This is a genomic window from Nocardioides hungaricus, assembly GCF_054782915.1.
This window is the reverse complement of record NZ_BAAGRO010000020.1, coordinates 208,426-228,476: the sequence shown is the minus strand read 5'-3', so window position 1 is coordinate 228,476 and position 20,051 is coordinate 208,426. Positions and strand designations below refer to the sequence as shown.

Below are 20,051 nucleotides of genomic sequence, written 5' to 3'. Positions count from 1 at the left end.
CTGATCGACGAGGACCAGCACGCGCCAATCGTCCTCGACGCGATCAAGAGTCGCCTGAAACCTCGACCCGCGCGGGCCAGTTCATCCTCGCCGGCGCCCGACACGAGTCGCTCCCGTGACTACCTGCGCCTTCTCGAGAAGGCCCCCGCGCTGCTTCCCGACGTCCAACTGGAGCCGAAGTGGAACGCGCGTCGCCGGGTGGTGTTCAACCGGTGCTGAGCCTAGAGCCCGAGCGTGCGCCTGATGTCCTTGAGCAGGAGCACGAGGTGCAGCTCATCGGTCGGACTCCGCTCGAACTCCGGCACCAGATGGAGGTAGAAGTCTCGGGCGGTCTGCGACTCGGCGTGGATCAGGAGGCCGCGGCAGCCGATCTCGTCGGAGAGCGCGGCGACCCGAGCGATGACATCCATCAGGAGCCCAGCGCCGAGTCCCTTGCCTTCGTGTGTGAGATCGACGCCGAGCCTGGCAAGCAGGGCAACTGGCTGGGGATACCGTCCGGCACCCGTTCGCAGTCGCTCCGGAGCATCGCCGATCGCAAGCTGCCCCATGCACCAGGCGTAGTACGCGACGACCCGATCTGAGCCGGTCTCCGTGACGACGAGGATCTTCGTCGTACCCATTGATGCCGACTGACGAGCGAACCGCCTCAGCCACTCCGTCTGTTCGACGGAGCCGCATTCGAAATCGTCGACGAGATGCGCCGGCCCGAGAGGCGCGGGCGCGCGGTAGCTCACTCGGCGAACGGCGACGGGCGGCGGAACAGCGCAGCCAGTCCCGGCAGCTCACGCGCAGGCCGGGAGTTGAGCTCCTCCCACGCTGCAAGCGCACCGGCGTCGAGCTCGAAGGACTGACGGTCGGCCAGCACCCGCCGTGCAGCCTCCGAAGCATGGGTGACGACGAACTCGGTCAGGTCCGTGCCCGACACCGCCACCGCGCGGTCGATCAGCGCCCGCTCCTCATCGGTGGTGCGCAGTTCCATGCGCCGGCTGCGACGGCGCGCGATCGTGTCAGCCATAGTTCCTCCCGTACGTCCACTGTACGGCCATCAGCATAGCGAGCAATCCACGCCATCAGGACGGAGGCAGCACCGACTTCTCGTTCATCGGCTCGCACCGTCGAGCGACCCACCGACACTACGGTTGAGCCGTGGACCTACCTCTGATGCCTCCGGTGCTGCCCATGCTCGCGAAGGCGACCGCCAGGATCCCGACCAGCGATGGCTACAGCTTCGAGCCCAAGTGGGACGGCTTCCGCTGCCTGGTGTTCAAGGACGGCGACGAGGTCGAGCTCGCCAGCCGCAACACCAAGCCGCTGACCCGCTACTTCCCCGAGGTCGTCGCGGCGATGCGGGAGCAGTTGCCGCAGCGGTGCGTGCTCGACGGCGAGTTGTTCGTCGCCGTCGGGGAGAGGCTCGAGTTCGAGGTGCTCCAGGAGCGCATCCACCCGGCACAGTCCCGGATCGAGCTGCTCACCGAGAGGACGCCGGCGTCGTACGTCGCCTTCGACCTGCTCGCCCTCGGCGACGAGTCGTACGCCGATCGTCCCTTCGGGGAGCGGCGCGCGGCCCTCGGGGAGGCACTGTCGGGGCTGACCGGCCCCTGCTACCTCACCCGCACCACCACCGACCCGGCCGAGGCGGAGGAGTGGTTCCGACAGTTCGAGGGCGCCGGGCTCGACGGGGTGGTGGCCAAGCCGCTGGAGGCGCCGTACCAGCCGAACGCCCGCGCCATGCTCAAGGTCAAGCACGAGCGCACCGCCGACGTGGTGGTGGCGGGCTACCGCGAGCACAAGACCAGCACCCCGGAGCGGCCGCTGCTCGGCAGCCTGCTGCTGGGCCTCTACGCCGACGGCGAGCTCCAGCACGTCGGCGTCAGTGCCAGCTTCACCGCGCAGCGCCGGGCCGAGCTGATCGCGGAGCTGCAACCGCTGGTGGTGCCGATCGAGGGCCACCCGTGGGGCCGCTGGCAGGAGTTCCTGACCGCACCCGGCACATCCACGGGGGCGGACCGCGTGCCCGGCACGCAGAGCCGCTGGAGCCAGGGCAAGGACCTCTCGTTCACGCCGCTGCGGCCCGAGCGGGTGCTCGAGGTGAAGTACGACCACATGGAGGGACACCGGTTCCGGCACACGGCCCAGTTCAGGCGCTGGCGGCCGGACCGCGACCCGGCCTCGTGCGGCTACGACCAGTTGGAGGAGCCCGTCTCCTACGACCTGGCTAGGATTCTGGGCGTCGACTGAGAGGCGGGGCCATGTCCGAGAACAGCACCACCGAGGACTACGACGTCGTCCTGCTCATCGAGCAGGCGCTGACCGACCAGGACGCCGCGCAGGTGCACTCGCTGCACGAGGGCCTGGACCAGCCGGTGACCTACCACGTGCTGCTGCCGCTCGAGGACGCCGCGGCCCGGATCGAGTCCGCGATGGGCTCGCTCACCGCCGGCGACATGCTCGCCTCGCCGACGATGCCGATGAGCGAGGTCGACCTCGAGGCGGTCCGCAAGGACTGCGAGGACCGCTCCCGGGCCGAGCTGCGCCAGACCCTCGAGGCGCTGCGGAGGAGCGGCGCGATCGTGCGCGGCGAGATCGTCGTCGACCCGCCGATCGACGCGCTCGCCGCCAAGGTCACCGAGGTCGACGGCCGCGAGGCGATCATCTTGACCCGCCCGCATGTGGTCGCCGAGTTCTTCCACCTCGACTGGACGTCGAAGGCGCGCCGCCGCCTCGGCGTACCGATCCTCCACCTGCTCGAGCACGAGACCTTCGACGAGCAGGCCGAGGGGTACGGCGACGAGGGCGTCACGGGGCTCTGATCCGTCCGTGTTGCGCACGCGCCGGCGCTCCTCCTCCGGCGGCCCCGTCGCGGCGTACGCCGGGATCCTCGACGGTCGCCGGCTCTGGCTGTCCGTCGACGGCACGCCCGCGCTCCGCGACGCGTCCGGCGCGGTGCACACGCTCGCCGGCGATCCTGCCGGCGGCCTGGACCTGCCCGGCGGCGAGGGCGAGTGGGACGTGCTCGTCGACGGCGAGCCGGTGACGATCGGGCCCGTCGCGAAGGGCACCACCCGCGTGCCGCCCGACGGGCCGTGGCAGTGCGACCTCGTGCGCACCGACGCCGGCACCCTCCGGGTCCGGCGTGACCGGCGCGCTCCGGGCGTCGACGTGCTCGGCTTCGCGGTCGAGGGCGACGGCGTACGGGTGACGCTGGCCGGCGAGGTCACCGCGGTCCGGGTCGGCGACGCGTCGTTCCCGGTGGTCGACGGGTCGGCCGTCCTCACCTCCGGCCCGACCGGTCCCGTGCGGGCACACCCCGGCGACCTGCCGCTGCGCCGCCGCGCCAACGACCTCGCGACCCCCGGCCAGGCCGTGCTGCTGCCCGGGCCGCTGCGCTGGTCGCCGGCCGGGGAGCTGGTCGTGCGATGAGGATCGCGTTCGTCGTCTTCAACCTCGACGGCATGGGCGGCACCTCCCGCTCGGCGATCACCCAGGCCAACGCGCTGGTCTCCCTGCCGGACGAGGGCCACGACGTCCGGCTGGTGAGCATCACCCGCAGTGCCGATGCCCCGCACTACGGCATCGACCCGCGGGTCGAGGTCGCCTACCTCGCCGACGTCCGCGACTCCCCCGCCCTCCACGACCGCCCGTCGGTGCTGGTGCCGCCGCGGTGGGACGGCCAGTTCTCGGCCCTCACCGACGCCGCGATGCTCGACGCCCTGCCCCGCCTCGACGCCGACGTCGTGGTCACCGTGACGCCCGCGCTGCTGGCCGTCGCCGCGCAGTTGGTGCCGCGCACCGCCGTACTCGTCCACCAGGAGCACCGCTCCTCCTCCGACCGCACCGCCGGGCTCGAGCCGCTGCTCGCGTTCGCGCCGCGCGCCGACGTCGTCGCGATGCTGACGCCGAGCACCGCGGACTGGCTGCGCGAGCAGCTCGGCGCCGTCTGCCCCGAGATCGTCGTGATGCCCAACCCGCTCCCGCTCGGCTTCACGCCCCGCTCCCGGCTCGACCAGCCGCTCATCGTCTCGGCCGGCCGGCTGGTGATGGAGAAGCAGTTCGGCCGCCTGGTGCAGGCGTTCTCCGAGGTCGCGGACCGGATCCCGGACTGGCGGCTGCGGATCCACGGCGACGGCCCGGCCCGCCCGGAGATCCGCCGCCAGGTCCGCAAGCTCGGGCTCTACGACCGCGTCGAGCTGCCCGGCAGCACCACCGACATGGCCGGCGAGTGGGCCAAGGCGAGCGTCGCGGCGCTGACCTCGCGCGCCGAGGGCTTCCCGCTCGTCGTGCAGGAGGCGATGGCCGCGGGCGTGCCCGTCGCCAGCTTCGACGCGCCGTCCGGCCCGCGCGAGATCGTCCGGCACGAGGTCAACGGCCTGCTCGTCGCGCCGGGCTCGGTCGCCGGCATGGCCAGCGCGCTGCTGCGCCTCGCGACCGACGACGACCTGCGCCGCCGGCTCGGCGAGGGGGCGCTCGCGTCGTCGAAGCAGTACGACGCCGGCGACCTCGCCGCCCGCTGGGTCCGGATCTTCGAGGAGGCCCGCGCCCGCCGCGGCGACCCCCGACCAGCCCCGCAGCCGGTGGAGACGCCGGACCACGCCGTCACCGACACCACGCCCGCCGAGGCCCGGCGCGCCATCCTCGCCCTCGCCGCGGACGTCGCCCGCTCGGCCACCGACGAGTGGTTCGTGATCCCGCCCCACGAGACGTCCGAGCCGACCGTGGTGCTGCCGATGGACGCCCGCGACGGCTTCCTCGCCGGCCTTGCCGGGGCCGCGCTCCCGCCGTACCTCTCCCTGCGCGACCCCGCCACCGCCGGCTGGCCCGAGCGCCGCGGCCCGGTGGCCGATCTCGCGACCGACCTGCGCCGCGGCCGCCGCAGCCAGCTGGTGCTCGAGCCGTGGCCCGGGACCGGCGTGCTGAGCCAGGGCTGCGGCGTGGCGGTGGAGTTCTGGGAGGCCGGCGTCGACGGCGAGCTCGTGTCGCCGACCCCGAACCGCTACGCCCACCGGATCCCGCGCGGCACCCCCAGCGTCGACGCGGAGGTCGAGGGCGTGCCCGTCCGGACGCTGGCGGTAATGACCGAGCCGACGGTCGAGGAGTGCCGCTTCCCCGTCGACGTCGTCTACACCTGGGTCGACGGCGGCGACGAGGCGTGGAACGACGCCCGCGAGCGCCGCCTCGCCGAGCTCGCCGGCACCGCGCTGACCCGGGAGTCCAGCGGCCGCGCGCGGTTCCTCTCCCGCGACGAGCTGCGCTACTCCATGCGCAGCGTCCATCTCTTCGCTCCGTGGGTACGCCGCCTCCACCTGGTCACCGCGGGTCAGGTGCCTCCGTGGCTGGACACGTCGCATCCGCAGGTCCGCGTCGTCGACCACCGCGAGATCCTGCCCGCCGACGCGCTGCCGACCTTCAACTCCCACGCGATCGAGACCGGGCTGCACCGGGTGCCCGGCCTGACCGAGCAGTGGATCTACCTCAACGACGACGTGTTCCTCGGCCGGCCGCTGCGGCCCGAGGCGTTCTTCGGCCCGGCCGGGCAGTTCGCGGCGTTCCTGTCCGAGACGACCGTCGGCCTCGAGGACGCACCGGGCGCACCGCCGTACCTCAAGGCGGCGTGGAACAACCGGCGGCTGCTGCGGTCGGCCTTCGGCGTGGCCATCACCAACAACCTCGCGCACACCCCGCACCCCCACCGGGTCTCGGTGCTGGCGGAGATCGAGCGGCGCTTCCCCGACGAGGTCGCCGCGACCGCGCGGGCGCCGTTCCGCTCGGACACGGACCTGTCGCTGCTGAGCTCGCTCGCCCAGCACTACGGGCTGATCACCGGGTCGGCGTACGTCGGGCAGGGCGAGCTCGCGTTCGTGAACCTCAGCAACAGCGACGTCGGCCGCCAGCTCACCCAGCTCCTCGACCGGCGGCAGGACTTCGTCTGCCTGGCCGACCACCACGACTACGCGCTGCCGGCCGCGCGGGTCGAGGAGCTGGTGTCGAGCTTCCTCACGGCGTACTTCCCGGTCGCGGCGCCGTGGGAGAGGTCGGGCTGATCCGCCCGGTTTCGGCTGCCAAGTCCGGCCCTGAGCCGCCTAGTTTCGCTGGTCGGTGATCCCCAGACGCGCCTTGAGCGCGTCGATCCGGCGCTGCTTGTTCTCGATCCGCCGGGTGAGATTCCGGCGCAATTGCGCCGTTTGAGCAGTCTGCTCGTCGAGCACCATCGCGGCGGCGAACTCGTACATCTCGACGTACTCCTCCCGCAGCCAAGTCAGGTCGGCGATCGCGGCCTCGTCGTGCGGCCGCGTCACGAGCACGCCCATCGCGGCCCACGTCCGGTCGGCGAGGTCCGCCAGCTGCGGTGAGACCTCGAGGTCGTCCCAGGCCACCTGCGAGCGGTTGAGCCGCGCGTCGAGGAAGTCGTCCACCGGGTGCGGCGCGGTCGTGTCGCCGTAGCCGATCGCGAGCTGCTCCCCCGCCCGCGCCATCGTCGCGCGCCAGTCGGCGAGCAGGTCGGCGTACGGCACGAACGCGCGGAGGTGGCCGCGGGTCGCGCGCTCGGTCTCGAAGGCGGCGTTCACCCAGGCCGCGACGTTCGTGGTCTCGCGCCGGCGGCGGAAGCTCGCCGACGTCTCCGTCAGGTACGCCGTGTCGCGGCTGCGCACCACCTCGGTCGGATGGCGCAGCATGGTGAGCGTGGCGACCTCCGCGCCCAGCTCGCCGGCCACCCGCAGCCACAGGTCGTGCACCCAGAACTCCCGCGGGTCCTTGATCACCACCTGCGGCCGGCCGAGCTCGCCGGAGAGCCACTCCCGCAGCCGCTCCTCGACCTCGGGTGTGACCGCCTCGGCGGCCCGCTCGGCCGCGGTCGGGCGGGAGTCGATGGTGCGGACCGGGATCGGGTTCAGCAGCTCCTTGTGGAACTCGGTCACCCACAGCGGCTCGTAGTAGCCGCGCGGGTTCGACTCGTCGGCCTCGACCTCCGGCTGCGGCACGTGCAGGCCGAGCCGCTTGAGGGTGCCGGCGACGCTGCTGGTGCCGCTGCGCCCGGAGCCGGTCACGATCACGAGCTTCATCCGAGCCCCCTGAAGGAGAGTGCGTGCCAGCGCGGCCCGACCGGCGTGATCTCGACGCGCCGCGGGTCGAGTCCCTCGTCCGGCGAAGCGTCGCCGCGCACGATCGCGACCTCCAGCCGCGACTCCGAGAGCCCCTCGGCCAGCCCCTCTCCCCACTCGACCACGGTGACGGCGTCGTCGAGCGAGGCGTCCAGGTCGAGGTCGTCGAGCTCGTCGAGGCCGCCCAGGCGGTAGGCGTCGACGTGCACCAGGTCGGGGCCGCCGACCAGCGACGGGTGCACCCGTGCGATCACGAACGTCGGCGAGGTGACGTCGCCGCGCACGCCCATCCCAGCGCCGAGCCCCTGGGTGAGCGTGGTCTTGCCGGCGCCGAGCTCGCCGGTCAGCACGATCAGGTCGCCCGCCCCGAGCTGCCCGGCGAGCGAGCGGCCCAGCCCGCGCATCGCGTCGGCGTCGGGCACCTGCACGACGTGGGTGCGCAGCGAGCGGCGCAGCTCGACGTTCGGCGACTCCCGCGCGATCTCGCGGAACCCCTGCCGTTCCCAGAACCTCCGCGTCTGCGGCAGCTCCTCGCGCGCGACCACGGTGAGGTCGTCGGACCCGTCGGCCGCGTCGACCGCGGCCTCGATCAGCGCGGTCGCGACACCGTGGCCCTGCGCGTCCGGGCGCACCCCGAAGCGGCGGAGGTACGTCGTGGCGCCGACCCGGTCGAGCACCAGCGCGCCCACCGGCTCGCCGTCGAGGCAGGCGAGCAGCCCGCCGCCCGCGGCGAGGCGGACGGCGAGGGACTCCTCGGTCTCGGTGAGCGCGGCCGCGGGCGGGTCGAGCGGTGGGCGCGCCTCGAAGGCGGCCCGCACCACGGCGTACACCTCCGGCGCCGACTCCGGGCCGACGCGCCTGACCTCGAGCGTCACGCGACGGCCCCCGTCGCGGCGAGCAGCTTGTCGAGCTCGCCGTTCACCTCGTCGTGCCGCTCCAGGATCACCATGTGCCCGGCGCCGTGGCACTCCAGCAGCTCCGAGCCGTCGATCCGGCTGTGCAGCTTGCGGCTGTGGCCGATCGAGGTGAGCTTGTCGTCGGTGCCGCAGATGACCGTGGTGGGGACCTTCGCGAGCGCGCCGACGTGGTCGAACTTGTCCATCGCGCTGAAGCCCGGGAAGAACTCCGCGACCACCTCGAACGGCGTCGCCCCGAGCATGCGGTCGACGAAGTCGACGTACGACGCCGGCACGTCGTCGCCGAACGCGAGCTGGTCGGTCGCGACCAGCGCGACGTTGCGGCCGACCCGGCGCAGCCCGTCGACCGCGCGGTGGCCGCGGGCGAGGGTGGCGACGCCGCGGTGGAGGGCGCCGGAGACGCCCCAGCCCGGGACCATCGGGAACAGGATCCGGCTCGGGTCCAGGCCGCCGGCGGTGGTCGAGATCAGCGCGGCGCCGACCACCTTGTCGCCGAGCAGCTCGGGGAACTGCTCGGCCAGCGCCACGATCGTCATGCCGCCCATGGAGTGGCCGACGAGCACGACCGGGCCGTCGGTCACGTCGTCCAGGACCGTGCGGAGGTCCTTGCCGAGCTGGTCGATGGTGGCGTTGCCCAGCGGCGACCGGCCGGAGCGGCCGTGCGAGCGCTGGTCGTAGAACACCGAGCGCACCCGGCCGCGGTAGTGCTCGCGCTGGAAGTGCCAGCAGTCCAGGTTCAGCGCGTACCCGTGGACGAAGACGAGCGTCACCTCGCCCGCTGGCTGCTCCGGCTCGTCGACCTCGACGTGCAGCGGGGTGCCGTCGTCGGCGACCACGGTGACCGGGTCGGAGCGCAGGCTCCCGAACGCCGGGTGCTCCTCGGGGCTCCTGCCGACGATCCGGCGGCGCTGGAGCGCGGCGGCACCGGCGCCCGCGGCGGCGAGGCCGACGGCGGTCGCGGTGGCGCCGATCAGGTGGGTGCGCAGCCTCATGCGTCCGTGTACCTCCGGATGAGTCGGCCGCCGATGCGCGTCACGATCTCGTAGGAGATGGTGCCAGCGGCCTCGGCCCAGTCCTGCGCCGTCGGCTCGCCACGGGTGCCCGGGCCGAACAGCACGACCTCCGCGCCGGGCTCGGGGAGGTCGCCGTCGAGGTCGACGACGAACTGGTCCATGCACACCCGCCCGCGCAGCGCCCGCTGCCTGCCGTCGACGAGGACCCGAGCGGCGTTGCCGGCCTGGCGGAGTACGCCGTCGGCGTACCCGACCGGGACCAAGCCGACGCTCGTCGCGGTGTCGGCGACCCAGGTGTGGCCGTAGGAGACGCCCGCGCCGGCCGGGATCTCCTTGGCGCTCACCAGCGGCGCGCGCACCGTCATCGCGGGGACGAGCCCGAGGTCGGGGGTCTCGCCGGGCGCGGGGTCGAGGCCGTAGGACGCCAGCCCGAACCGCACCAGGTCGAGGCGGCTGCTCGGCCGCAGGATGCCGGCGGCGGAGTTGGCGAGGTGGCGGACCTCGGGGTCCAGCCCCTCGGCCGCGGCGAGGGCCTCGTGGAACGCGCGCTCCTGGGCGGCGTTCGCGGGGTGGCCGGGCTGGTCGCTGGCGGCGAAGTGCGACCAGATGCCGGTGACCCGCCAGTGGCCGTCCTGCTCGCCCTCGCGCGCGCGGCGTACGACGCCGGGCCAGTCGGCCAGCGTCGCGCCGCCGCGGGACAGGCCGGTGTCGACCTTGAGCTGCACCCGCGCGCGCCGGCCGGTCGCGGCGATGGCGTCGAGCTCGGCGACGGAGTAGGCGGTGACGTCGACGCCGGCGTCGATCGCGGCGACCCAGTCGTCCCGCGGCATCGTGAGCCAGCAGAGGATGCGCCCGCGGTCGCCGGCGGCGCGCAGGGTCAGCGCCTCGTCGATGGTGGCGACGCCGAGCCACTCCGAGCCCGCCTCGCGGGCGGCCCGGGCGACCTCGACCAGGCCGTGCCCGTAGCCGTCGGCCTTGACCACCGTCATCGACGCGACGCCGGTGAGCTCGCGCAGCGTGCGGACGTTGTGCCGGATCGACGCGAGATCGACGACGATCTCCGCACGTCGGACCGGGCTCATGCCCCCGATTCTCCCATCACGGGGTGGGCAGCCCCCGGACCGCCTCCGGGATCGAGGCCGCGACGGCACTCGCCACCAGCGGCCCGCCGCGTGCGGCCAGGGTGGCCGCCGCGCCGTGCAGCCAGGAGCCGGTCGAGGCGGCGTCGTACGGCGAGAGTCCGGCCGCGAGCAGCGCGCCGATCAGTCCGCCGAGCACGTCGCCCGCCCCGGCGGTGGCCAGCCACGGGGTGCCCGTGGTGGTGACGCGCGTGCGGCCGTCGGGGCGCGCGAGGAGCGTGTGGCGGCCCTTGAGGAGGACAATGCAGCCGTAGCGCTCGGCCGCCGCGCGGGCGTGGTGGAGCGGCCGGGCCTCGATGTCGGCGCGGTCGGCCCCGGTCATGGCGGCGAGCTCGCCCGCGTGCGGGGTGAGCACGGCGTGCTCCGGAGGGCGGTCGACGTGCTGGAGGGCGTCGGCGTCGACGACGAGGGGTACGCCGTCCGCCAGCGCCGCCGCGAGCTCCTCGCCCGCCCGCTCGCCCCCGCCGGACCCGACGACCCACGCCTGCACGCGCCCCTCGCCGACCACCTCGGGGTGGCCGCGCTTCACGTCGTCGGCCGCCTCGCCGACGTACCGCACCATCCCGCAGAGCCCGCTGTCGGCGCCGGCGACGCTGAGGAGGGCGGCACCGGGGTACTGCGCACTGCCGGCGCGGACGCCGACCACCCCGCGGGTGTACTTGTGCGCGTCCGGGGCCGGCCGCGGGAGCAGCCGGGCGACGTCCTCGGGCTGGAGCGCCTCGACGTCCGCGGGCGGCAGGTCGAGGCCGAGGTCGACCAGGTGGACCGCTCCGCAGGCGCTGGCGGCGGGGTCGACCAGGTGCGCGACCTTGTGGGTGCCGAAGGTGACGGTCAGGTCGGCCGTCACGTGCGGCCCGGCCAGCTCGCCGGTGTCGACGTCGACGCCGCTGGGGACATCAACCGCGACGACCGGCACGCCATCGACTGCCTGGAGGGCGGCCCGGGCGCTCTCCCGCAAACCGGGTCGTCCGCCGATCCCGACGATCCCGTCGACGACCAGGTCGGGCGTCCTGGGGGTGGTCGTGAGCCGCCCGCCCGCCTCCTGCAGCGCTCGTACGCCGCCCTCGTGCGCCGTGTCCGACAGCGGCCACGCCTCCACCTGCACGCCGCGGCGGGCGAGCAGCGCTCCGGCGTACAGCGCGTCGCCGCCGTTGTCCCCCGACCCGACCAGCAGCAGCACCCGCCGCCCGTACGCCTCGCCGAGCAGGTCGATCACCGCGTACGCCAGCCCCGCCGCGGCCCGCTGCATCAGCGCGCCCGCCGGCAGCCTGGCCATCAGCTCCGCCTCCGCCGCCCGCACCTGCTCCACGGTGTGCGCGCTCCTCATGGGACGACGTTAGCCGCGAACGGGTCGTGTGCCTGAGGACGCGCCATGGCGCGTCCTCAGGCACACGACCCGTCCCCTGTGGATGACGGCCAGCAGAGGCGGACGAGATGGGAAGGCATCCGTGTATGAACGATGTCCTCCAGGCACTCATCACGGCCCAGCACGGGATGGTCGCCCGCAGGCAGCTGAACCGGCACGGGATCGACTGGGACCGGGTCCGTGACCACGGTCACGCGCGGCGGTGGGTGGAGCGCACCCCGCGCGTCATCAGCACCGTGACGGGCGAGCTGACTCGGGCTCAACGGGAGTGGCTGGCGGTCCTTCACGCCGGCGAACGCAGCATGCTCGGTGGCCTCACCGCCGCCGCGAGGCACGGGCTGACCGGCTGGAGTCGCGATGTCGTGACCGTGTACGTCGACGACGAGCTGAGCTTCGAGTCGGTGGACGGTGTGCGGTTCTTTCGCAGCCGGCGACCGTTCGACCTGCTCCGTCATCCCCGGCCGGGCATCCCGACCTGTCGGTTGGAGCCAGCCGTTCTCCTGTTCGCGGCCTACCAGACGACACCGCGACCAGCCCACGGCGTGATCGCGGCGAGTGTCCAGCAGCGACTGACCACGGTCGAGCGCATGGTCGAGTGGGTGGATGTCCTCCGTCCGCTCCGCTGGTCGAAGCCGTTCAAGCGGACGCTCGGCGACATCGCCGGTGGCGCACACTCCGGTGCCGAGCTCGACGTGCGTCGGATGTGTCGCCGCTACGGGATCCCGGTGCCAGACGGGCAGCGGCCGCGCCTCGACAACCGAGGCAACCGACGGTGGACCGACTGCGAGTGGCGGCTACCGGGCGGGAGGACGCTCGTCCTGGAGGTCGACGGGTCCTTCCACCTCGACGTGCTCGAGTCCATGTCCGACCACCGACGCGGGCGCCGCATCACCACCGCGAACCTGCTCGTTGTCCGGTGCTCGGCGTTCGAGCTCCGCTTCGAGGACAGCGAGGTCGCGGCCGATCTCATTGCCCTCGGACTTCCGGGTCGTGTGCCTGAGAACGCGGCATAGCGCGTGCTCAGGCACACGACCCGGTCAGGACGACTCCAGCACCACCACCGCCGACGCGATGCCGGCATCGTGGGAGAGCGAGAGGTGGACCGAGGCGACGCCGAGCGAGGACGCCCGCTCGGCGACCGAGCCCCGCAGCGCGAAGAGCGGCCGGCCGGAGGACTCCGAGACGACCTCGGCGTCGTGCCAGGCCAAGCCGGTGGGGGCGCCGAGGGCCTTGGCGAGCGCCTCCTTGGCGGCGAAGCGCGCAGCCAAGGAGGCCAGGGGGCGACTCGCCTCGGACGGCGTGAAGAGGCGAGACGCCAGACCCGGGGTGCGCGACAGCGACTCCTCGAAGCGCGAGATGTCGACGACGTCGATCCCGACCCCGACGATCACGAGGCGGTCACTCGACGGTCACCGACTTGGCCAGGTTGCGCGGCTGGTCGACGTCGTGGCCCAGCAGGGTGGCGAGCTCGCACGCGAAGAGCTGGAGGGGTACGACGGACACCAGCGGCTGCAGCAGCACCGGGACCCGCGGCAGCCGGATCACCACGTCGGCGTACGGGAGGATCGCGTCGTCGCCCTCCTCGACCAGGCAGATGGTCCGGGCGCCGCGGGCGCGGACCTCCTGGATGCCGCTGACCATCTTGTCGCGCAGCTGGTCCCGGCCGGCCGGGGGCACGACGCACAGCACCGGCAGCCGGTCCTCGACCAGCGCGATCGGGCCGTGCTTCAGCTCGCCCGCCGCGAACCCCTCGGCATGCAGGTAGGCGAGCTCCTTGAGCTTGAGCGCGCCCTCGAGCGCGACCGGGTAGCCGGCGTGCCGGCCGAGGAACAGCACCGAGCGGGCCCCGACATGCTCGTGCGCGAGCGAGTAGACCTGGTCGGCCGTCGAGAGCACCGCCGAGATGTGCGCGGGGATCGCCTCGAGCTGGCGCATCACCTGGCTGATCTCGTCGCCGTACCGGGTGCCCTTCACCTGCGCGAGGTACAGCGCGAGCAGGTAGCAGGCGACCAGCTGGGTGAGGAAGCCCTTGGTCGACGCGACCCCGATCTCCGGCCCCGCGTGGGTGTAGATCACCGCGTCCGACTCGCGCGGGATCGTCGAGCCGTTGGTGTTGCAGATCGCCAGCACCTTCGACCGCTGCGTGCGCGCGTGCCGGATCGCCTGGAGCGTGTCCGCGGTCTCGCCGGACTGGCTGATCGCGACGACGAGCGTGGAGTAGTCGAGGATCGGGTCGCGGTAGCGGAACTCCGACGCGAGCTCGACCTCCGCCGGGATCCGGCACCAGTGCTCGATCGCGTACTTCGCCACCATGCCGGCGTAGAACGACGTGCCGCACGCGATGATGATGATCTTGTCGACGTCGCGCAGCTCCTGGTCCGAGAGCCGCATCTCGTCGAGGTGCAGATGCCCCTCGGCGGTACGCCGCCCGAGCAGTGAGTCCGCCACCGCACGCGGCTGCTCGAAGATCTCCTTGCGCATGAACCAGTCGTGCCCGTCCTTCTCGGCCGCGGAGAGGTCCCAGTCCACGTGGTAGGTGCGCCCGGCCGACGGCGAGCCGTCGAAGTTGCGCACGTCCACCGACGAGCGGGTGATCGTGACGACCTGGTCCTGCCCGAGCTCCATCGCCTCGCGGGTGTGCTCGATGAACGCGGCGACGTCGGACCCGAGGAAGTTCTCGCCCTCGCCGAGCCCGACGACCAGCGGCGAGTTGCGCCGGGCCGCGACCACCCGCGAGGGGTCCTGCGCGTCGACCGCGACCAGCGTGAAGGCACCCTCCAGGCGGCGTACGACGCGCAGCATCGCCTCGGTGAGGTCGGCGCCGCCGAGCACCTCGGCCTCGAGCAGGTGCGCGGCCACCTCGGTGTCGGTCTCCGACAGCAGCCGGTGGTCGGCGTCCTCGAGCCCGGCGCGCAGCTCGGCGAAGTTCTCGATGATCCCGTTGTGCACCAGAGCGACGCGTCGAGCAAGGCCGGTGTGCGGATGCGCGTTGACGTCGTTGGGCGCGCCGTGGGTGGCCCAGCGGGTGTGGCCGACGCCGATGGTGGTCGCGGGGAGCGCGTCGTCGGCGATCGCCTTCTCCAGGTTCGCGAGCTTGCCGGCGCGCTTCTCGGTGGCGAGCTCGCCGTCGACGACGAGCGCGATCCCGGCGGAGTCGTAGCCGCGGTACTCCAGGCGCCGCAGGCCCTCGACCACCACGTCCTGGGCGCCCCTGTGACCTACGTAACCCACGATCCCGCACATGGGTCTCACTGTAGCCACGCCGCTTTGCAAGAATCGCGGCCATGTCGTCGCACGGCGGGCCGCCGGAGGAGTCATCGCCGTACCTCGAGCTCGACCGCTCCGCATGGGCGTCGCTCGCCGACGAGGTCGAGGTCCCGCTGAGCGCCGACGAGATCCAGCGGCTGCGCGGACTGGGCGACCAGCTCGACCTCGACGAGGTGCAGCAGATCTACCTGCCGCTGTCCCGGCTGCTGAGCATGTACGTCGAGTCGGCGGGCCAGCTCTACCGCCGGCAGGAGGAGTTCCTGCACCGCGCGCAGCCACGCCGTACGCCGTTCGTGATCGGTCTCGCCGGGTCGGTGGCGGTCGGCAAGTCGACGACCGCCCGCGTGCTCCAGCAGATGCTCGCGCACTGGCCCGAGCACCCCAACGTCGCCCTGGTGACCACCGACGGCTTCCTCTACCCCAACGCCGAGCTCGAGCGCCGCGGCCTGCTGCAGCGCAAGGGCTTCCCGGAGTCCTACGACCGCCGCGCGCTGCTCCGCTTCGTCGTCGACATCAAGTCCGGCCGCGACGAGGTCGAGGCGCCGGTCTACTCCCACCTCACCTACGACGTGCTGCCCGACGAGAGGGTCGTGGTCAAGCGCCCCGACATCGTCATCGTCGAGGGCCTCAACGTCCTGCAGCCCGCCCGGGTGCGCGAGGACGGTCGCGCCGGCCTCACGCTGAGCGACTTCTTCGACTTCTCCGTCTACGTCGACGCCGGCACCGGCCACATCCGCGACTGGTACGTCGAGCGCTTCCTGCGGCTGCGCGAGACGGCGTTCCGCGACCCGCACTCCTACTTCTCCAAGTACGCCGGCCTCTCCCACGACGAGGCCGTGACCGAGGCGGGTCGGATCTGGGACACGATCAACGGCCCCAACCTCTCCCAGAACATCCAGCCGACCCGGTCGCGGGCCACGCTGGTGCTGCGCAAGGACCGCGACCACTCGGTCCGCTACGTGCGGCTGCGCAAGCTCTGAGGATCAGCCGACGTCGCGGCGCAGCGTCGTGAACCGCCCCACGAGAGCGAGTACGCCGGCGTAGCCGAGCATCACGAGCAGCGCGGCCGGGCGGGACAGCAGGTCGGCCGACTCGCCGCCGACCGCGCCGAAGAAGCTCGCGCCCATCAGCCCGTCGGCGGCCGCGCCGGGGAGGAACCTCGCGATCCCGTCGAGGGAGTCGAAGGCGCCGAGCGCGAGGCGGGCCACCGGCTCGACGAACTGGGTGAACGCCAGGATCACCACGATCGCGGCGACCTGGTTGGTCAGCACGCTGCCGAACGCGACACCGATCACCGCCCACAGCGCGGTCACCACGATCCCGAGCAGGATCACCTCGACCACGTCGCCGTCGGTGAGGAACGCGCCGTCGCCCCACCCCGCCAGCAGCGGCGCGCTCACGCCCACCACCGCGACCGTGCCGACCACGCCGTAGAGCAGCCCGAGCGGCACCGTCGCGAGCAGCTTGGCGCCGAGGAACACCCCGCGCCGCGGCTCGACCAGCAGCGACTGCGTGATCGTCTGGTGCCGGAACTCCGTGGTCATCGCCAGGCTGCCGATCACCAGCGGGAAGACGTAGCCGATCGCGTTGATCAGCCCGTAGACCCCCGCCGCGAGGTCGTCGCCGGCCTGGGTCGGCGCCGCGTCGTCGGGCGCGGCCACGATCGAGAACGCCATCACGCCGGCGATGAAGGCGAGGTACGCCGCCAGCACGATCAGCAGCAGCCACCACATCCGGGTGCTGACCAGCTTGCGGTACTCCGCGACCAGCGCCGCCCTCACGACGCGCCCCCGGTCAGCCGCAGGAACACGTCCTCGAGCCCGACGCCCCGGCTGGCGAGCTGGTGCAGCTCGACGCCCGAGGCGTACGCCGCCGCGCCGACCTCCGCGGCCAGGACCCCCGTGACGACCAGCCCGGCGCCGTCGGCCCGGGCGGCCCAGCCGCGCTCGCCGGCGAGCCGGGCCAGCGCGTCGGGAGCGGGCGACTCCACGTAGGTCTCGGGCTCGGCCAGCTCCGCGAGCGCGGCCAGCGAGGAGGCGTGCACCAGCCGGCCGCGGGCGATGATCACGACGTCGTCGACGGTGTGCTGCACCTCGGTGAGCACGTGGCTGGAGACCAGCACGGTGCGGCCCTCCTCGGCGAACGCGCGCAGCAGCCGGCGCAGCCACACGATGCCCTCCGGATCGAGTCCGTTGGCGGGCTCGTCGAGCACGATCGCGGGCGGGTCGCCGAGCAGCGCGGTCGCCAGCCCCAGCCGCTGGCGCATGCCCATCGAGTAGCCGCCGACCCGCCGGCTCGCGGCCGGGCCGAGGCCGACGAACTCGATCAGCTCGCGGCAGCGCCGCCGCGTGACGCCGGCCTGGGCGGCGTACGCCTCGAGGTGGCCGAGCCCGGAGCGGCCGGGGTGGAAGGACGACGCCTCCAGCGCCGCCCCCACGACGCGGGCCGGGGTCGGGTGCTCGGCGTAGGGCCGGTCGCCGACCAGCACCCGCCCGGCGCTCGGCCGGGTCAGGCCGAGCAGCATCCGCAGCGTGGTCGTCTTGCCGGCGCCGTTGGGCCCGAGGAAGCCGGTCACGGCTCCGGGTCGTACGGCGAAGCTCAGGTCGTCGACCGCACGCACCTGTCCGAAGGTCTTGGCGACGCCCTCGACGGCAAGGGTCGGTCCGGAGGCCATGGCCTCACAATGCCAGACGCGCCCTGACGACCTCGGCGAGCCGGCCGGCGACGGCCTGCGCCTCGTCCTCGGTCCGCGCCTCGACCATCACCCGGACCAACGACTCGGTGCCGGAGGGGCGGAGCAGGATCCGGCCGGAGTCGCCGAGCGCGGCCTCCTCCTCCGCGACCGCCGCAGCCACGACCGGGTCGTCGTCGGCGCGCGCCTTGTCGACATCCGCGACGTTGACCAGCACCTGCGGCAGCCGGGTGACGACCGAGGCCAGCGACCGGATGCTCTCGCCGGTAGCGGCCATCCGCTCCAGCACGTGCAGCGCGGTGAGGATGCCGTCGCCGGTGGTGGCGTACTCGCTCATGATCACGTGGCCGGACTGCTCGCCGCCCAGCGAGTAGCCGGAGACCCGCATCGCCTCGAGCACGTAGCGGTCGCCGACCTTGGTCTGGCGCACGCCAATGCCGGCGGCGCGCATCGCCTGGACGAAGCCGAGGTTGCTCATCACGGTGGCGACGACGGTGCTCTTCGCCAGGTGGCCGGTCTCAGCCATGCCGATCGCGAGCATCGCCATGAGCTGGTCGCCGTCGACGGCGTTGCCCTCGTGGTCGACCGCGAGGCAGCGGTCGGCGTCGCCGTCGAGCGCGAAGCCGACGTCCGCGCCGTGCTCGAGCACGGCGGCGCGCAGCGGCCCGAGGTCCGTGGACCCGCAGCCGTCGTTGATGTTGAGGCCGTCGGGGTCGATGCCGATGGCGACCACCTCGGCGCCGGCCGCGCGCAGCGCCATCGGGCCGGCCTCGTACGCCGCGCCGTGCGCGCAGTCGAGGACGACCCTGATGCCGGCGAGCGGCTTGTCGATGGTCGAGACCAGGTGCTCGACGTACTCGGTCACCGGGGTCGCGTACGGCGTCACGCGGCCGATCGCGCCGCCGAGCGGGCGGTCCCAGGGCTCGTCGAGGTGCTGCTCGATCTCGCGCTCCACCGCGTCGTCGAGCTTGTGCCCGCCGCGGGCGAGGAACTTGATGCCGTTGTCGGGCATCGGGTTGTGCGAGGCGCTGATGATCACGCCGACGTCGGCGCCCAGCGCCTGCGTCAGGTACGCGACGGCCGGGGTGGGGAGCACCCGCAGCCGGAGCACGTCCATGCCGGCCGAGGCCAGCCCGGCGACGACGGCGTGCTCGAGGAACTGCCCCGAGACGCGCGTGTCCCGGCCGACGACCGCGAGCGGTCGGGCCCCGGCTCTCAGGGAGCCCTCGAACTCGCCCCGGGCGGCCAGGACGCGGGCGGCGGCCACGGAGAGGTCCAGGGCCAGCTCCGCGGTCAGCTGACCGTTGGCCAGGCCCCGGACCCCGTCCGTGCCGAAGACGCGCGGCATGCCCGCCGTACTAGCGCTTGCTGAACTGGGGCGCCTTACGGGCCTTCTTGAGGCCGGCCTTCTTGCGCTCGATGACGCGGGCGTCGCGGGTGAGCAGGCCGGCCTTCTTCAGCGACGGGCGGTTGGCCTCGACGTCGACGGCGTTCAGGCAGCGGGCCACGCCGAGGCGCAGCGCGCCGGCCTGGCCGGTGATGCCGCCGCCGTGGATGCGGGCGATGACGTCGAAGCGGCCCTCGAGCTGCAGCGCGGCGAACGGCTCGTTCACGACCTGCTGGTGCAGCTTGTTCGGGAAGTAGGAGTCGAGCGTCCGGCCGTTGACGGTCCACTGGCCGGTGCCGGGGACGATGCGGACGCGGGCGACGGCCTCCTTGCGGCGGCCGGTGGCCGCGGCGGGGACGATCGTCGCCGGGCGGGCGGGGGTGTCGGCGGACGGGGCGCTCTCCGAGCTGTAGGCGATGCCCTGCTCGTCGGCCTCGTAGGTCTCCTCGACCTCGGTGGTGTCAGCCATGTCTCAGATCTCTTTCTCGTGCTCGTACAGACGACTACTGGGAGATCTGCTTGATCTCGAACGGAGTGGCCTTCTGGGCCTGGTGCGGGTGGTGGGGCCCGGAGTAGACCTTCAGCTTCTTCAGCATCTGACGGCCGAGCTTGTTCTTCGGCAGCATGCCCCACACGGCCTTCTCGACGGCCTTGCGGGCGTCCTTCTCGAGGATCTCGCCGATCGGGGTGGCCGAGAGGCCGCCCGGGTAGCCGGAGTGGCGGTAGGCCATCTTCGTGGTCCTCTTGGTGCCCGACAGGGCGACCTTCTCCGCGTTGACGATGATGACGAAGTCACCCATGTCCATGTGCGGAGCGAAGGTGGGCTTGTGCTTGCCGCGCAGCAGGTTGGCGGCCTGCACGGCGAGGCGTCCGAGGACGACGTCGCTGGCGTCGATGACGAGCCACTCGCGCTGGATGTCAGCGGGCTTGGGGCTGTAGGTGCGCACGGAGGGACTTCCTTCGTTCGTAGGGCCCGGGCGACCCTGTGCCGCCCGGGTGGTGGAGCCACGCCCTCTGACGAACACGGCCCGGTCTCTCCGCCGCAGCGGAGCCGGATCTGCACCCCGGTCCCGTGGCGGGCTCGGAGCGCGGCAGGAGGCGCGACTGGCAAGACTACGGGGCGGCGTTCTCGCAGGTCAAAACGCCTGGTCTCGCATGGCGTGAGGAGCAGGC

20 protein-coding genes are annotated in these 20,051 nt (G+C 73.1%); 6 read left to right on the top strand and 14 right to left on the bottom strand.

What is annotated here, in order from left to right; all coding sequences use genetic code 11:
* Positions 1-221: 221 nt before the first annotated feature.
* Positions 222-734: a hypothetical protein gene (locus ACYVKX_RS10195; RefSeq protein WP_460831571.1), complete on the bottom strand. Its 513-nt coding sequence runs from the start codon at positions 732-734 to the stop codon at positions 222-224.
* Entirely contained in the window at positions 731-1,015 is a 285-nt protein-coding gene (locus tag ACYVKX_RS10190) for a type II toxin-antitoxin system TacA family antitoxin (protein WP_460831569.1), read from the bottom strand. Before ACYVKX_RS10190 ends, ACYVKX_RS10195 begins: the two co-directional genes overlap by 4 nt.
* Positions 1,016-1,146: 131 nt before the next feature.
* On the opposite strand from ACYVKX_RS10190, the gene ACYVKX_RS10185 reads away from it, so the two are divergent.
* Genes ACYVKX_RS10185 through ACYVKX_RS10170 form a run of 4 tightly spaced genes read left to right on the top strand, consistent with a single transcriptional unit; the run spans position 1,147 to position 6,038 of the window.
* Complete coding sequence (locus ACYVKX_RS10185; protein ID WP_460831567.1) at positions 1,147-2,238, top strand: ATP-dependent DNA ligase; 1,092 nt, start codon at positions 1,147-1,149, stop codon at positions 2,236-2,238.
* 11 nt (positions 2,239-2,249) lie between these two features.
* The gene (locus ACYVKX_RS10180) at positions 2,250-2,810 is read left to right on the top strand and encodes a hypothetical protein (RefSeq protein WP_460831565.1); all 561 of its coding nucleotides are present in this window, start codon (positions 2,250-2,252) and stop codon (positions 2,808-2,810) included.
* Between the two features lie 7 nt (positions 2,811-2,817).
* Complete coding sequence (locus ACYVKX_RS10175) at positions 2,818-3,420, top strand: hypothetical protein (RefSeq protein ID WP_460831562.1); 603 nt, start codon at positions 2,818-2,820, stop codon at positions 3,418-3,420.
* Positions 3,417-6,038 carry a stealth conserved region 3 domain-containing protein gene (locus ACYVKX_RS10170; protein ID WP_460831558.1) on the top strand — a complete coding sequence of 874 codons (2,622 nt, stop codon included), beginning with the start codon at positions 3,417-3,419 and terminating at the stop codon, positions 6,036-6,038. The genes ACYVKX_RS10175 and ACYVKX_RS10170 overlap by 4 nt, the downstream gene beginning before the upstream one ends.
* A 39-nt stretch (positions 6,039-6,077) precedes the next feature.
* Here the strand turns inward: ACYVKX_RS10170 and ACYVKX_RS10165 are convergent, their stop codons facing one another.
* Genes ACYVKX_RS10165 through ACYVKX_RS10145 form a run of 5 tightly spaced genes read right to left on the bottom strand, consistent with a single transcriptional unit; the run spans position 6,078 to position 11,493 of the window.
* A complete protein-coding gene (locus ACYVKX_RS10165; protein WP_460831556.1) occupies positions 6,078-7,058 on the bottom strand; it encodes a sulfotransferase family protein in 981 nt (326 codons plus the stop codon).
* Positions 7,055-7,972: a tRNA (adenosine(37)-N6)-threonylcarbamoyltransferase complex ATPase subunit type 1 TsaE gene (tsaE, locus tag ACYVKX_RS10160; protein WP_460831554.1), complete on the bottom strand. Its 918-nt coding sequence runs from the start codon at positions 7,970-7,972 to the stop codon at positions 7,055-7,057. Before tsaE ends, ACYVKX_RS10165 begins: the two co-directional genes overlap by 4 nt.
* A complete protein-coding gene (locus tag ACYVKX_RS10155) occupies positions 7,969-9,006 on the bottom strand; it encodes an alpha/beta fold hydrolase (RefSeq protein WP_460831552.1) in 1,038 nt (345 codons plus the stop codon). Before ACYVKX_RS10155 ends, tsaE begins: the two co-directional genes overlap by 4 nt.
* Positions 9,003-10,109: an alanine racemase gene (alr, locus tag ACYVKX_RS10150; protein WP_460831550.1), complete on the bottom strand. Its 1,107-nt coding sequence runs from the start codon at positions 10,107-10,109 to the stop codon at positions 9,003-9,005. Before alr ends, ACYVKX_RS10155 begins: the two co-directional genes overlap by 4 nt.
* Before the next feature lie 16 nt (positions 10,110-10,125).
* The gene (locus tag ACYVKX_RS10145) at positions 10,126-11,493 is read right to left on the bottom strand and encodes an NAD(P)H-hydrate dehydratase (protein ID WP_460831548.1); all 1,368 of its coding nucleotides are present in this window, start codon (positions 11,491-11,493) and stop codon (positions 10,126-10,128) included.
* Positions 11,494-11,618: 125 nt separating this feature from the next.
* Between ACYVKX_RS10145 and ACYVKX_RS10140 the strand changes: the two genes are divergently transcribed.
* Entirely contained in the window at positions 11,619-12,545 is a 927-nt protein-coding gene (locus tag ACYVKX_RS10140) for a hypothetical protein (protein WP_460831546.1), read from the top strand.
* 24 nt (positions 12,546-12,569) lie between these two features.
* Here the strand turns inward: ACYVKX_RS10140 and ACYVKX_RS10135 are convergent, their stop codons facing one another.
* Both ACYVKX_RS10135 and glmS read right to left on the bottom strand, forming a co-directional pair.
* Positions 12,570-12,923, bottom strand: coding sequence for a holo-ACP synthase (locus ACYVKX_RS10135; protein ID WP_460831544.1), 354 nt, complete (start codon positions 12,921-12,923; stop codon positions 12,570-12,572).
* A 7-nt stretch (positions 12,924-12,930) separates the two neighbouring features.
* A complete protein-coding gene (gene glmS / locus ACYVKX_RS10130) occupies positions 12,931-14,775 on the bottom strand; it encodes a glutamine--fructose-6-phosphate transaminase (isomerizing) (protein ID WP_460831542.1) in 1,845 nt (614 codons plus the stop codon).
* A gap of 41 nt (positions 14,776-14,816) precedes the next feature.
* On the opposite strand from glmS, the gene coaA reads away from it, so the two are divergent.
* Complete coding sequence (gene coaA / locus ACYVKX_RS10125) at positions 14,817-15,779, top strand: type I pantothenate kinase (RefSeq protein ID WP_460831539.1); 963 nt, start codon at positions 14,817-14,819, stop codon at positions 15,777-15,779.
* Positions 15,780-15,782: 3 nt separating this feature from the next.
* Here the strand turns inward: coaA and ACYVKX_RS10120 are convergent, their stop codons facing one another.
* The 5 genes from ACYVKX_RS10120 to rplM are packed head-to-tail and all read right to left on the bottom strand — an operon-like array spanning position 15,783 to position 19,825.
* Positions 15,783-16,580, bottom strand: a complete 798-nt coding sequence (locus tag ACYVKX_RS10120) for an ABC transporter permease (protein ID WP_460831535.1) — start codon at positions 16,578-16,580, stop codon at positions 15,783-15,785.
* Positions 16,577-17,473, bottom strand: coding sequence for an ABC transporter ATP-binding protein (locus ACYVKX_RS10115; protein ID WP_460831532.1), 897 nt, complete (start codon positions 17,471-17,473; stop codon positions 16,577-16,579). The genes ACYVKX_RS10120 and ACYVKX_RS10115 overlap by 4 nt, the downstream gene beginning before the upstream one ends.
* 4 nt (positions 17,474-17,477) lie before the next feature.
* Positions 17,478-18,839, bottom strand: a complete 1,362-nt coding sequence (glmM, locus tag ACYVKX_RS10110; protein WP_460831529.1) for a phosphoglucosamine mutase — start codon at positions 18,837-18,839, stop codon at positions 17,478-17,480.
* A 10-nt stretch (positions 18,840-18,849) separates the two neighbouring features.
* Positions 18,850-19,347 carry a 30S ribosomal protein S9 gene (gene rpsI, locus ACYVKX_RS10105; protein WP_460831527.1) on the bottom strand — a complete coding sequence of 166 codons (498 nt, stop codon included), beginning with the start codon at positions 19,345-19,347 and terminating at the stop codon, positions 18,850-18,852.
* A gap of 34 nt (positions 19,348-19,381) precedes the next feature.
* Positions 19,382-19,825, bottom strand: a complete 444-nt coding sequence (gene rplM / locus ACYVKX_RS10100; RefSeq protein ID WP_460831525.1) for a 50S ribosomal protein L13 — start codon at positions 19,823-19,825, stop codon at positions 19,382-19,384.
* Positions 19,826-20,051 lie beyond the last annotated feature (226 nt).